The sequence below is a fragment of the Sphingobium chungbukense genome, from assembly GCF_001005725.1.
GTDB lineage: Bacteria > Pseudomonadota > Alphaproteobacteria > Sphingomonadales > Sphingomonadaceae > Sphingobium > Sphingobium chungbukense.
Genome location: NZ_LBIC01000012.1, coordinates 56,478 through 69,523, shown reverse-complemented (window position 1 = coordinate 69,523; position 13,046 = coordinate 56,478). Strand labels below are relative to the sequence as shown.

Here is a 13,046-nt window from a genome sequence, read left to right as displayed (position 1 = left end):
GGGTCAACAAATCCCCGTTTTCCAATGCCACCCCGCCATTTCCACCCGATATGGATACTGCCTTGTTAACGATGCAATGCAACACTTAACATATCGACAACGCGCGGGGCCTTGCATCCGCCGCCAAGCTGGCTGACAAGCGGCCGGTCATGATGCTCAATTTCCTCGACGCGCTGCGTGCTGCGGGCATCCCGCCAGCATCAAGGAACATCTGCTGCTGCTGGAGGCGCTGGACCGCGATGTCATCGGGCAGCGGCCGGAGGATTTCTATTATCTCGCCCGCGCAACCTATGTGAAGGATGAAGGGCTGATCGACCGCTTCGATCAGGTGTTCGCCCGCGTGTTCAAGGGCGTGTTGGGCACCGAGGGGTCGAGGCGGAGATTCCGGAGGAATGGCTGCGGATGGTAGCGGAAAAATTCCTGAGCCCGAGGAGATGGAGAAGATCAAGTCGCTAGGGGACTGGGACGAGATCATGAAGACGCTCAAGGAACGGATGGAGGAGCAGAAGGAACGCCATCAGGGCGGAACAAGTGGATCGGCACGGGCGGCACCTCCCCCTTCGGCCATGGCGGCTATAATCCAGAGGGCGTGCGGATCGGCGGAGAGAGCCGCCACAAGCGCGCGATCAAGGTCTGGGAAAAGCGTGAATTCGCCAATCTGGACAACCAGAAGGAACTGGGCACCCGCAACATCAAGGTGGCGCGCGGCGGCTGCGGCGCTTTGCACGGGAGGGCGCGGCGGACGAGCTGGACCTGGACGCGACGATCAGGGGAACGGCGCGGCAGGGCTGGCTGGACATCCGCATGCGCCCGGAACGGCACAATGCCGTGAAGCTGCTGCTGTTCCTGGACGTGGGCGGGTCGATGGATCCGTTTGTCACGCTGTGCGAGGAACTCTCGGCGGCGACCAGCGAATTCAAGAATATGGAGTTCTTCTACTTCCACAACTGCCTCTATGAAGGCGTATGGAAGGACAACAGGCGGCGTTTTTCGGAGCGGACGCCGACCTGGGACGTGCTGCACAAATATGGCCATGACTATAAGGTGATCTTCGTCGGGGATGCGGCGATGAGCCCCTATGAAATCAGCCATCCCGGCGGATCGGTCGAGCATATGAATGAGGAAGCGGGCGCCGTGTGGCTGAGCCGAGTGCTGCATACCTATCCCGCCGCCGTGTGGCTGAACCCGGCGCGGGAGGCCCATTGGAGCTATAGCCAGTCGACCCGGATGATCCGCGAGATCATGAATGAACGCATGTATCCGCTGACCATCGAGGGGATTGACGATGCGATGCGGGAACTGACCCGCAAGCGGTGAAGACGTATTGGCCTGCCCGGGTGAAAATAGGGCAATCGACGGATCGTCTTCCCCTCACATCCTTTCAGAATTTCACGCTCACCATCGATCCCAGGCCATAATCTGCGGCGCCCTTGCTGAGGCCGCCGGTCCCGTAGAAGGTGAAGATCAGCTTTTCCGTGACGGGCGTGCTGAAGGCGCCGAACAATTCCTGGCTATCCCGGGCGAAATCGCTGGTGGATTCGCGATAGTCATAGGAGGCGATCAGCACCGATTTACCCAATATCACGCTTGCGCCGCCCGATGCCGTCCAGGCGTTGTGCAGATCGAAACCCGACGGGTCGCCCGGCATGCGATAGCCGATATTGGCGAACGGGGTGACGATGCCAAAGCTCTTGGAAATCTCCGCCGCGACCGTCACATCCGTCTTGCCGGTGCCCAATGCCTTGGAACGCGAGGCGGTGGGGAGCTTGACGCGGGCAGAAAGATCGAGGCCGAAGCCCAGTTGTTCCTCCGGCACCTGATAACCCACGCCCAGCGTCAGGTCGCCAAGCCCGCTGCGAGTGGTCCGCGGTGCATTAGGATCGATGATGACGCCGCCCGATCCGCCGCCGACGATCGCCGACGAACCGTTGATGCGCAACCATGGCAGGGTCGCGGTGAAGCGGAGATGGCCGGTGCGATAGCGCAGGCTCATCGGAACGACCAGGATATGCGTGTCGGAGCCTGTGCCATAATCGCCGCTGCTATAGTCGATGCCCGTGATCGCGGTCAGACTGGTGCCTGTGGACAAGGTTGTTGATGCACCTGTGGATAAGGCTGTGGACGGTTCTTCGGCCTGGGCGGTTTGCGGGCCGCTTTGTGCCGCGATCTGGGCCTGAACCGGCGATATGCCTGCGGCCATGGCCATGCCGGCGGCAAACGCAATGGTCCCCTTCATGAATGTCCCCTCCATATGCCAAGTGGGGCGGGTCCTTGCCGGACCCGCCCCCTTGTCCTTCCTATTCCGTGTGTGGTCAGCTTCCGCGAGCGGAACGGGCCGTTTCCTTGGCGGACGTCGCCGTCTCACGGGCCGCGCTGGCACCGGCGCGTGCGTCCTGCGCGGCGCTGCGTGTTTCAACGGCCGAGGAACGGGCCTCCGACGCGCTGCCGCGCGCTTCGGTGGCGGCGTGGCGGGCTTCGGTCGATGCGGTTCGCGCATCCTGCGCCGCCGTGGTCGCACCCTGCGCGTCCTGCAACGTGCCCTTCACATTGGCGTCCTGCAAGGTGCCCTTCACATTGGCATCCTGTAGCGTTCCCTTCACATTGCTGTCCTGAAGGGTCCCCTTGACGCCGCTGTCCTGTGCCTGCGCGCCCGAGGCGGCGGCCAGAACGGCAAGGCCGATGAGGGGAAGTGTAAATCTGGTCACTGCGACTCTCCTATGATGTGACACCCCCGGCGCTTCCCTCCGGAAGCCCCTCCCCTTATGTTGCTGATTTCTTTCCCACGCGAAATCGACCGAAAGAATTAGATTTGGGATGGTCCAGGTAAATCGCGGATCGGGACGTTTTCCTGAGCGGAATTCACGATGATTTTCGGTGGGATAGATGGAGGCGATGTCCTGTTCGCGACGTCGATCGCAGCAGATTATTAGGCGATATGTGCAAAATGAGCGATCAAAGGGTTTGATCAACTGTTGGATGGATGGGCGGGATGGATGGCAATTTGCCCTTCTCCTTTCCGTCCCCCCCCCCGACTTGATCCGGCATGACGAGGCTGGTGATGTCGGCGCGAAGGTGACTAGGCAGGGTCGAAAAGGACGCCGCCGGTCATGGGTTGCGGCACGCCTGTTGTGCCGGGGAAGCTGATCGGCAAGTCCTTCAGATGCCGGACCGCCATATAGGCGAAACCTTGCGCTTCCAGCGCGTCGCCGTCCCAGCCCAGTTCGTCCACCGGACGGACGTCCGCGCCGCTATGGCTCGCCAGCATCCGCATCAGCGTGGCATTATGGCGCCCGCCTCCCGCCACATAGATGCGAGCCGGGCGATCGGGAAGATGATCGAGGCTCCTCGCGACGGCAACGGCGGAAAAGGCCGTGAGGGTAGCCGCGCCGTCTTCCAGTGACAGGCCGCGCGTGATTTCGATGGTGAAGGCTTCGCGGTCGATGCTTTTCGGCGGCGCTGCGGCGAACCAGGGATCGGAGAGCATCCGTTCGAGCCGGGCCTGATCGACCCGGCCCATGGCCGCAGTCGCGCCATTTTCGTCGAAGCTGCGGTCGCTGTGGATTTGCATCCAATTGTCGATGAGGCCGCTCGCCATGCCGGTGTCGAAGGCGACGATCCCTCCATCGGCGGCAATGGCGGTGATGTTGGCAACGCCGCCCAGATTGAGGATGGCCACGGGTTTGGGCAGGCCATGTGCGAGCGCGCGGTGATAGACGGGGAGCAGCGGGGCGCCCTGCCCTCCCGCCGCGACATCCGCGCTGCGCAGGTCCGCGACCACCGGGATGCCGAAGGCGCCGGCAAGGGCCGCGCCGTCCCCGATCTGCCACGTCCATCGCCATTCCGGCCGGTGGGCGACGGTGTGGCCGTGGAAACCGATGACGGAAATGTCCTGGGCGATATGGCCGCTCCGGCCCAGCAGGTCGGCGACGGCCTCCACATGGCGTTCGGTCAATTCTTCCTCGACCGCGTGGATCAGGGGTTCGAAACCGGGCTTGTCCATCGCCATGGCGCGCTGGCAGGCTTCGGCAAGGCGCAGTCGGAAACCCTCATGATAGGGCATGGCATGGAAGGCGATCCCCTTGCTCACGCCCTCGCCATCGGTTTCGATCAGCGCGGCGTCTATGCCGTCGCGGGAAGTGCCCGACATCAGGCCTATTGCCAGCATGAAATTGTCCCGCCTCTTTTACAGTCGCCCCCTCAATGCTACAGGCGCGCGCCATGAGCAACTACCAGTCCGATCTGCTCCGCCTGCTCGAAGCGCGCGGTTACATTCACCAGCTAACCGATGCGGAGGGGCTGGACACTCTCGCCTCCAGGCAGATCGTGCCGGGCTATATCGGTTTCGATCCGACGGCGCCTTCGCTGCATGTCGGGCATCTGGTGTCGATCATGATGCTGCGCCAATTGCAGAAGGCGGGACACAAGCCGATCGTGCTGATGGGCGGCGGCACGGGCAAGATCGGCGATCCGAGCTTCAAGGACGAGGCGCGCAAGCTGCTGACGACCGACCTCATCGCGGAGAATGTGGCCAGCATCAAGCGGGTGTTCCAGCGGTTCCTGACGTTCGGCGACGGACCGACCGACGCGATCATGCTGGACAATGCCGAGTGGCTGGACCGCCTCGAATATATCCCGTTCCTGCGCGACATCGGGCAGCATTTCTCGGTCAACCGGATGCTGAGCTTCGATTCGGTGAAGCTGCGGCTGGACCGGGAGCAGTCGCTCTCCTTCCTCGAATTCAATTATATGATCCTTCAGGCCTATGACTTCCTGGAATTGTCGCGCCGGTCGGCCTGCCGTCTCCAGATGGGCGGGTCGGATCAGTGGGGGAATATCGTCAACGGTGTCGAACTGGCCCGGCGCGTCGATGGAACCCAGGTTTTCGGCCTGACCACGCCGCTGCTGACCAATGCCGACGGGACCAAGATGGGCAAGACCGTGGGCGGCGCGGTGTGGCTGAACGAGGATCAGCTTTCCCACTATGATTATTGGCAGTTCTGGCGGAATACCGCCGACGCCGATGTCGCGAACCGGCTGCGGCTGTTCACCGACCTGCCGATGGATGAGGTGGAGCGGCTGGCTTCATTGCAGGGCGCGGAGATCAACGAGGCGAAGAAGATCCTGGCCAATGAGGCGACCGCCTTGTGCCGTGGGGCCGAGGCAGCGGCTCTGGCGGCGGAGACGGCACGCAAGACTTTCGAGGAAGGCACTTCGGATGCCAATCTGCCGACCGTCAGCCTGGGGGCCGAGGGGTTGAATGTCGTGCAGGGGACGACGGCGCTGGGCTTTGCGGCTTCCAATAAGGAAGTGCGGCGCAAGCTGGCCGAGGGGGCCATTCGCGTGAACGGCGAGGTGGTCAGCGATCCGGCGCTGGTGCTGAAGCCGGGCGACAAGTTGAGCTTCGGCGCGAAGAAACACGGGCTGGTAACCGACTGAAATCAAAAGAACGTATAAGGCGCGTTAACCGGATTTGGTAAGGAAGAGGCGACCTTCCTTACCTAGGCTGTCGACATGCCTTCGGTGTTCGCAAATCTGAGCCATCTCAACCTGTCGCGCGATCCTTCGATCAATCAGCGGCGGGTCCAGCGCGATCTGGTCGATATGGTCAGCCATATCACGGCGCAGGGACGGACTCATGGCGCGCGGATCATCAATATCTCCGCGCTGGGACTGATGTGCCGGACGGAGGCCCCCATCCGGATCGGGGAGCGCCTCACCGTCTGGCTGCCGGTCGTCAAGGACCATATCGCGGAAGTGCGCTGGGCCGAAGACGGCCGGATCGGCATCGAATTCATCGGGCCGATCGAACCGCAAATCTATGATGCGATGCTTTCGCTCATCCCGCCGCGGCAGACGGCCTGGTAGGACTCTCCGCAAATCCCTCCCCCGCTTCGATGCGGTGGCGCGAGCGGACCAGAGCCTGCGGCATTTCCGTGCGAAGATAGTGCATCATCGCTTCGCGCACTTCGCAGCGCAGGTCGAAGGCGATGCCAGCATTCCGTGCACTAAGGAGGCCGCGTAGTTCCAATGCGTCGGCGCGGTGGTCCGTGACTTGCAGGATCGCGACGCGGCCGTCCCAGCGGCTGTTGGACCGGACCGCCTCGACGAAACGGGCGCGGATCGGCTCTATATCGGTGGCGGGGTCGACATAGAGGAAGACCGTGCCGAGCAGGTCGGACGTTTTCGTCGTCCAGTTCTGAAAGGGCTTTTCGAGAAAATAGGAGACGGGAACGATCAGGCGGCGGTCGTCCCAGATGCGGACCACCACATAGGTCAGCTTGATATCCTCCACCCTGCCCCATTCCCCCTCCACGATCAGGACGTCGTCGAGGCGGATGGGCTCGGAAAAGGCCATCTGGATGCCGGCGATCAGGTTCTTGAGGGCCGGTTGAGCCGCAGCACCCACGGCAAGACCCGCCAGGCCCGCCGACGCCATCAGGGTGACACCGACGGTACGGACGCCCGGAATCGCGATCAGCATCAGCGAAAGGATGATGAAGCCGACGATGAACTGCGTCACGCGATAGAGGATGCGGATGCGGGTGTGCTGGCGCCGGGCCTTGAGATTATCCTCGACCGTGATGTCGCTGCGCCGTTCGAGCAGGATGCGGCCCGCGCGCATGGCGGCTAGGATCAGCCAGCCCATCAGCAGGATGAAGGTCATTTTCGAAGCGATGGACCAGATCGCCTCTATCTGTGGGGCCAAGGTCAAGGGCTGGACACCGGCAGCCAGCGTCGTGAGGACGATGATCCAGCGGGTTGGATGGTAGATGGCGGGCAGGATGATCGGCTCTACCGACAAGCGCCGGACGATGCGCGTGCCAAGCCAATAAACCAGCCCGTGGAGCAGGAAGGCCACGGCAACCGACAGGAGGATGGAGATCGCCGCCATGGCGGTGATATGGTGGAGGCTGATGTCGGATTGCATGATTTGGCAACGACATGGGCCCGCGATAGTTTCGCGGGTGCAGCATCATGGCGGTCGAGGCGTGTTCCTGCGAAGGCAGGAGCATGCATCTCTAGCCGCTTCGGAGCAGACCGACGGCCGCGTCGCGTTCAAAGAGGTAGAGGCAGGTGCGCGCAGCCTGCCCTCTCGCTTCGCTGAGGCCGCCGTCGCGGTCGATCAGGAGGTGGGCGTCGTCCCGCGCGGACTCCAGCAGCGCCGACAGATGTTCCGGGGTGGCGATTTTCAACTGCTGCTCGCCCGATTGGCGGGTGCCGAGGATTTCGCCCGCTCCACGCAAGCGCAGATCCTCTTCGGCTATGCGGAAGCCGTCATTGGTCTCCCGCATCAGCGCCAGGCGGGCGCGGGAGGTTTCCGACAGGGTGCCGCCGCGCACGAGAATGCAGACGCTGTGGTTCTGGCCCCGGCCCACCCGGCCCCTGAGCTGGTGGAGTTGGGCCAGCCCAAAACGTTCGGCGCCCTCGATGATGATGAGGTTGGAATTGGGAACGTCGACACCGACTTCGATCACCGTGGTGGCGACCAGGATTTTGGTGCGGGCGGAGGCGAAGGCCTCCATCGCGGCGTCCTTTTCCGGCCCCTTCATGCGGCCGTGGACAAGGCCGACCGACTCGCCGAAGCGCATCTTCAGCATTTCGGCGCGGGCTTCGGCGGCTGCCTGATCGCTGGTTTCGCTTTCCTCGACCAGAGGACAGACCCAATAGGCCTGGCCGCCGCCTTCCATGTGGCGGGCAAGGGCTTCAACCACTTCATCGAGACGGTTGGCGGACATGACGACGGTCTGAATCGGCTGGCGGCCGGGGGGCATCTCGTCCAGGCGCGATACGTCCATTTCGCCATAATAGGTCAGCGTCAGGGTGCGCGGGATCGGGGTCGCGGTCATCACCAGAAGATGGGGCGTGCGCTCGGCTTTCGAGGCCAGCATCATGCGCTGGGCGACGCCGAATCGGTGCTGTTCGTCGATCACCGCCAAGGCGAGATTCCTGTAGCGCACCGCATCCTGGAAGATGGCGTGGGTGCCGACGAGAATATCGATGCTACCGTCCGCCAGGCCCATCAGAGTGGATTCGCGGGTCTTGCCCTTTTCCCGACCGGTCAGGATCGCGATGGTGACGGGCAGGCCCGACGCCATCCTGCGCAGCGTTTCATAATGCTGGCGAGCGAGTATTTCGGTAGGTGCCAGAAGCGCGCCCTGCGCGCCGGCCTCGACCGTGTTGAGGAGAGCTATCAACGCCACCAGGGTCTTACCGGAGCCCACATCGCCCTGCAGGAGGCGGAGCATGGGGACGGGCTGGGCCATGTCGCCTTCAATCTCTCCGAAGGCGCGGCGCTGGGCGCCCGTCGGGGCGAAGGGCAGGTGGAGCATGGCGCGCAGTCGACCGTCTCCGGCGATGGGCACGCCCTTGCGCTTGCGGGAGGACTGGCGGACGAGCATCAACGCGAGTTGGCCCGCGAAAATCTCGTCATAGGCGAGGCGCTCGCGGGCCTTGGCATCGCTGGGGTCCGCGTGGATGCGGGTGAGCGCTTCGTGCCATGTGGGCCAGCCTTTGCTGCCCAGCAGGCTGGGTTCGATCCATTCTGGGAGGTCGGGAGCGCGGCTCAGGGCCTGGGCGGCGAGGTCGCGCATGCGGTTGTTGGTGAGGCCTTCCGACAGGCCATAGACCGGCTCGCGGGAGGGGATGGTGGCGGCTTCCTCCGGCGCGAGGACATAGTCGGGGTGGACGATCTGGAGATTGTCGCCATAGGCCTCCAGTTTGCCGGAGACGAACTTGGGTTCGCCCAGCGGCAGCAGCTTGCGGGGCCAGGCACTGTTGCGGCCGAAATAGACGAGCGCGACCGTGTTGCCGTACTTGTCCTGCGCGATCACGCGAAAGGGTGCGCGGGCGCTGCCGGAGGCGCGATAGTCGGTGGGCGTAAGCTGGATGCCGATGACGCGGCCTGAGTCGCTCAGGATGAGTTCGTCCACCATGCGGCGGTCGATGAAGCTGACCGGCAGATGGAACGCCACATCCACGGCCCGGGCGAGACCCAGCCGCTCCAGCGGTTTGGCCAGCGCGGGACCGACGCCCTTGAGCGCTTCGATTTCGGTGAAGAGTGGGTTGAGGATATCGGGTCTCATGTCTATCTGACGGCATCTAGCCCAGCCGGGACGATGCGCAAACATCCAATGGGATTTTGGCGATCGGTGATTTTAGCATGTCTGCGCAAGGAACAAATTGTGAACGAAGATCCTCGCATCCGCCGCCTGCAATTCCGGGCATGGCATCGTGGTATAAAGGAAGCGGATCTGGCCGTCGGCGGTTTCTTCGATCGCTATCATGCCGAATGGGGCGAGGACGAAATTGTCTGGTTCGAGCGGTTCATGGATGAGCAGGATGCCGACATCATGGCCTGGGCCTTGGGCACGCTGCCGGTGCCGGAGGAGTGGCAGGGGCCGATGTGGGACAAGTTTGTGAAGCTGGATTTTGTGGAGATTGGGAAGAAATAGCCCCCTCCCCTGTCATTCCCGCAAAGGCGGGAATCCATCTCAGGCGCTGGCATCTAGACGCACGGTCGGGAGATGGATTCCCGCCTTTGCGGGAATGACGAAATAAAGAATGACTGACCTTCTCAAGATCCTCAAAGCCTCTGCCCCCATCACCCTTTCGGGGGTTCCGGCCGGGTTTCAGCCCTGGTTGCTGGCGGATATCGCGCGGGCGGCGCCTTCGCGGGCGTTGTTCGTTGCGCCTGATGAGCAGCTTATGCGCGCGGTGGCGGATACGGCGCATTATTTCGCACCGGAGATTGAGATTATCGAAATTCCCGCCTGGGACTGCCTGCCCTATGACCGGGCCAGTCCTTCGCTGCGCACGGCTTCGGCGCGGTTGGCGGGGCTTTATGCGCTTCAGGGCAAGCCCAAGGGGCCGCAGCTTGTTCTGACGACGCTCAATGCGCTGACGCAGAGGACGTTGACGCCTTTCCGTGTACGACAGTTGGTGGCGAAGCTCGCGCCCAAGGAGCGGATCGCGATTTCGCGGCTGGCGGAGATGTTGCAGGCCAATGGCTATGTGCGGACCGATACCGTGCATGACCGGGGCGAGTTCGCCATTCGCGGCGGCATTGTCGATCTGTTTCCCGGCGGCGAGGAACAGCCATTGCGGCTCGATTTCTTCGGGGACGAGATCGAGACTGTGCGGCGCTTCGATCCGGCCGACCAGCGGACCAGTGGGAGTGTCGATGGCTTTACCCTGCTGCCCGCGTCCGAAGCGTTGCTCGACGAGGAAACGATCAAGCGGTTTCGCGGGCGCTATCGCGAGACGTTCGGGGCGACGGCGACGGGCGACCCGCTCTATCAGGCGGTGAGCGACGGGCGGCGGCTGGCCGGAATGGAGCATTGGCTGCCGCTGTTCGAGGAACGGCTGGTGCCGATGACCGACCATCTGGGCGACGACACGCTGGTCGTGCTGGACCATGGCGTGGCGGGTGCGGCCGAGGCGCGGTTCGAGGCGATCCGGGATTATCACGCCAATCGCGTGGCTGCGAAGTCATCCGATCCGGGGGCGTACCGGCCTTTGGAGCCGAAAGCGCTCTATCTGGATGCGGAGGAATGGGCCGACATCGTCGGCAAGTGGCCGATGCACGCGACCACGCCTTTTCATGAGCCGGAAAGCCCGACCGTTCTGGATTTCGCTGTCGATGGGCCGCGCGATTTCGCACCGGAGCGGGCGCAGAACGCCAATGTCTATGAGGCGGTGGGCAAGCATATCGCTTCGTTGCAGCGGGCTAAGAAGAAGGTCGTCATCGCCAGTTACTCCGGGGGTGCGCGGGAGCGGCTTTCGGGATTGCTGGCCGATCATGGGCTGAAGCGGATCGCGGCGGCGGATAGCTGGCAGGAGGCTTTGGGGATCGCGGCCGGGGGCAGCACGGTGCTGACCGTCTTGCCGCTGGACCATGGCTTTACCGCGCCTGACGTTGCCGTCCTGACCGAGCAGGACATGCTGGGCGACCGGCTGGTGCGGCGGGCCAAGCGGAAGAAGAGTGCGGACGCCTTCTTGGCTGAACTGGCGACGCTCTCGCCGGGCGATCTGGTCGTGCATATGGACCATGGCATCGGCCGCTATGAGGGGCTGACGCAGATTCCGGTGGCGAAGGCCGCGCATGACTGCGTGGCGCTGGAATATGCGGGCGGCGACAAGCTCTATGTGCCGGTGGAGAATCTGGAGGTTCTCTCCCGCTATGGCTCTGACAGCGAGGGCGTGAGCCTCGACAGACTGGGCGGCGAGGCGTGGCAGCGGCGCAAGGCAAGGATGAAGGAGCGCATCCGCGAGATTGCGGGTGAATTGCTCAAGACGGCGGCGGAACGCGCGCTTCGGGCCGCGACCGTGGCGGAGCCGGACAGCGCGGGTTATCCGGCGTTCGTCGACCGCTTCCCCTATCAGGAGACGGAGGATCAAGACCGCGCCATCATGGACGTGGTCGAGGATCTGGGCGCCGGGCGGCCGATGGACCGGCTGGTCTGTGGTGACGTTGGGTTCGGCAAGACGGAGGTGGCTTTGCGCGCCGCCTTCGTGGCGGCGATGGCGGGGATGCAGGTGGTGGTGATCTGCCCCACCACCCTGCTCGCACGGCAGCATCATATGAATTTCGAGGAGCGGTTCCGGGGCTTTCCTGTGAATATCGGCCGCCTGTCGCGGCTGGTGCCGGACAAGGAGGCCAGGGCCGTCAAGGCCGGGCTGGCCGACGGAACCGTCGATATTGTGGTGGGTACCCATGCCCTGCTGGCGAAGGGGTTGGAGTTCAAGCGGCTCGGCCTCGTCATCGTTGACGAGGAACAGCGCTTCGGCGTCACGCACAAGGAGCGGCTGAAGTCGCTCAAGACCGATGTGCATGTGCTAACGCTGACGGCGACGCCGATTCCGCGCACCTTGCAGATGGCAATGTCGGGGCTGCGGGAGCTTTCCGTCATCCAGACGCCGCCGGTCGATCGTCTGGCGGTGCGGACCTACATCATGCCCTGGGACGGGGTGGTGATCCGCGAGGCGCTGCTGCGCGAGCATTATCGCGGCGGGCAGAGCTTCTTCGTGGTGCCGCGCATTGCCGACCTGACCGAGGTGGAGGAGTTTCTGCGGACCGAAGTGCCGGAGGTGAAGCCCATCGTCGCCCATGGCCAGATGGCGGCGGGCGAGGTCGAGGAGCGGATGTCGGCATTTTACGACAAGCGGTACGACGTGCTGCTGTCGACCACCATCGTCGAGAGCGGTCTCGACATTCCTTCGGCCAACACGCTCATCATCCATCGGGCGGATCGGTTCGGACTGGCGCAGCTTTACCAGCTTCGCGGGCGCGTCGGGCGGTCGAAGACGCGGGCCTATGCCTATTTCACCACGCCCGCGAACAAGGTGATCACCGAGACGGCGGAAAAGCGGCTGAAGGTGTTGTCCGATCTGGATACGCTGGGGGCCGGGTTCCAACTGGCGTCTCACGACCTGGACATTCGCGGCGCGGGCAATCTGGTGGGCGACGAGCAGTCCGGGCATATCAAGGAGGTCGGCTTCGAACTCTACCAGTCGATGCTGGAGGATGCGATCCTGGAAGCCAAGGCCGGGGGCGCGGGGATCGAGAAGCGGGACAGCTTCTCGCCACAGATCACGGTCGACGCGCCCATCCTGATCCCGGAGGATTATGTGCCCGATCTGGATTTGCGGATGGGGCTGTACCGGCGCCTGAACGAGGTCGAGGACCGGCAGGGGCTGGAGGCTTTCGCGGCGGAACTGATCGACCGGTTCGGGAAGCTGCCCGCGCCGACGCAGAACCTCTTCAAGGTGATCGAGATCAAGCAGAATTGCGTGACCGCCAATATCGCGAAGATCGATGTCGGGCCGAAGGGGGCGCTGGTCAGCTTTTTCGAGGATCGATTCCCCAAGCCGGAGAATCTGGTTGCCTATATCCAGCGACTGAACGGCGTGGCGCGGCTGCGGCCCGACAGCAAGATCGTGGTGAACCGTGCCTGGGCCGATCCGGCTGCTCGGCTGAACGGCGCGCTGCAATTGTCGAAGGGGCTGGCGAAAGCGGCGGGATAGCACCCTTTGTCATGGCGCAGACA

The 13,046-nt window shown here is 63.5% G+C and carries 9 protein-coding genes and 1 pseudogene; 5 read left to right on the top strand and 5 right to left on the bottom strand.

The features are described from left to right. The first annotated feature begins 149 nt into the window (after positions 1-149). A pseudogene (locus YP76_RS21675) lies at positions 150-1,317 on the top strand (vWA domain-containing protein). Between the two features lie 64 nt (positions 1,318-1,381). Here YP76_RS21675 and YP76_RS21670 read toward each other — a convergent pair. The 3 genes from YP76_RS21670 to YP76_RS21660 all read right to left on the bottom strand — a co-directional run bounded on the left by YP76_RS21670 (position 1,382) and on the right by YP76_RS21660 (position 4,165). Further along, positions 1,382-2,236: a transporter gene (locus tag YP76_RS21670; protein WP_046765805.1), complete on the bottom strand. Its 855-nt coding sequence runs from the start codon at positions 2,234-2,236 to the stop codon at positions 1,382-1,384. Between the two features lie 76 nt (positions 2,237-2,312). Beyond that, on the bottom strand, positions 2,313-2,705 hold the full coding sequence (locus tag YP76_RS21665; RefSeq protein WP_046765678.1) for a hypothetical protein: 393 nt from the start codon (positions 2,703-2,705) through the stop codon (positions 2,313-2,315). 371 nt (positions 2,706-3,076) lie between these two features. Beyond that, positions 3,077-4,165 carry an anhydro-N-acetylmuramic acid kinase gene (locus YP76_RS21660; protein WP_046765677.1) on the bottom strand — a complete coding sequence of 363 codons (1,089 nt, stop codon included), beginning with the start codon at positions 4,163-4,165 and terminating at the stop codon, positions 3,077-3,079. A gap of 53 nt (positions 4,166-4,218) precedes the next feature. On the opposite strand from YP76_RS21660, the gene tyrS reads away from it, so the two are divergent. Together tyrS and YP76_RS21650 are read left to right on the top strand one after the other, a co-directional pair. Continuing rightward, positions 4,219-5,436: a tyrosine--tRNA ligase gene (gene tyrS, locus YP76_RS21655; protein ID WP_046765804.1), complete on the top strand. Its 1,218-nt coding sequence runs from the start codon at positions 4,219-4,221 to the stop codon at positions 5,434-5,436. 75 nt (positions 5,437-5,511) lie between these two features. Continuing rightward, positions 5,512-5,865 (top strand): PilZ domain-containing protein, encoded by a 354-nt coding sequence (locus YP76_RS21650; RefSeq protein WP_046765676.1) that lies wholly within the window; start codon positions 5,512-5,514, stop codon positions 5,863-5,865. Here YP76_RS21650 and YP76_RS21645 read toward each other — a convergent pair. Continuing rightward, the gene (locus YP76_RS21645; protein WP_046765675.1) at positions 5,837-6,928 is read right to left on the bottom strand and encodes a mechanosensitive ion channel family protein; all 1,092 of its coding nucleotides are present in this window, start codon (positions 6,926-6,928) and stop codon (positions 5,837-5,839) included. The two genes, YP76_RS21650 and YP76_RS21645, sit on opposite strands and share 29 nt — an antisense overlap. A gap of 91 nt (positions 6,929-7,019) precedes the next feature. Beyond that, on the bottom strand, positions 7,020-9,083 hold the full coding sequence (gene recG / locus YP76_RS21640) for an ATP-dependent DNA helicase RecG (RefSeq protein WP_046765674.1): 2,064 nt from the start codon (positions 9,081-9,083) through the stop codon (positions 7,020-7,022). Between the two features lie 99 nt (positions 9,084-9,182). Between recG and YP76_RS21635 the strand changes: the two genes are divergently transcribed. Continuing rightward, a complete protein-coding gene (locus YP76_RS21635; RefSeq protein WP_046765673.1) occupies positions 9,183-9,452 on the top strand; it encodes an FAD assembly factor SdhE in 270 nt (89 codons plus the stop codon). Positions 9,453-9,561: 109 nt separating this feature from the next. Continuing rightward, complete coding sequence (gene mfd, locus YP76_RS21630; protein ID WP_046765672.1) at positions 9,562-13,023, top strand: transcription-repair coupling factor; 3,462 nt, start codon at positions 9,562-9,564, stop codon at positions 13,021-13,023. Positions 13,024-13,046: the final 23 nt, after the last annotated feature.

Excerpts from the sequence above, each read along its gene's own strand:
- YP76_RS21670 (WP_046765805.1), bottom strand. The coding sequence starts at position 2,236 with ATGAAGGGGACCATTGCGTTTGCCGCCGGCATGGCCATGGCCGCAGGC.
- YP76_RS21660 (WP_046765677.1), bottom strand. The coding sequence starts at position 4,165 with ATGCTGGCAATAGGCCTGATGTCGGGCACTTCCCGCGACGGCATAGAC.
- tyrS (WP_046765804.1), top strand. The coding sequence starts at position 4,219 with ATGAGCAACTACCAGTCCGATCTGCTCCGCCTGCTCGAAGCGCGCGGT.
- YP76_RS21650 (WP_046765676.1), top strand. The coding sequence starts at position 5,512 with ATGCCTTCGGTGTTCGCAAATCTGAGCCATCTCAACCTGTCGCGCGAT.
- YP76_RS21645 (WP_046765675.1), bottom strand. The coding sequence starts at position 6,928 with ATGCAATCCGACATCAGCCTCCACCATATCACCGCCATGGCGGCGATC.
- recG (WP_046765674.1), bottom strand. The coding sequence starts at position 9,083 with ATGAGACCCGATATCCTCAACCCACTCTTCACCGAAATCGAAGCGCTC.
- mfd (WP_046765672.1), top strand. The coding sequence starts at position 9,562 with ATGACTGACCTTCTCAAGATCCTCAAAGCCTCTGCCCCCATCACCCTT.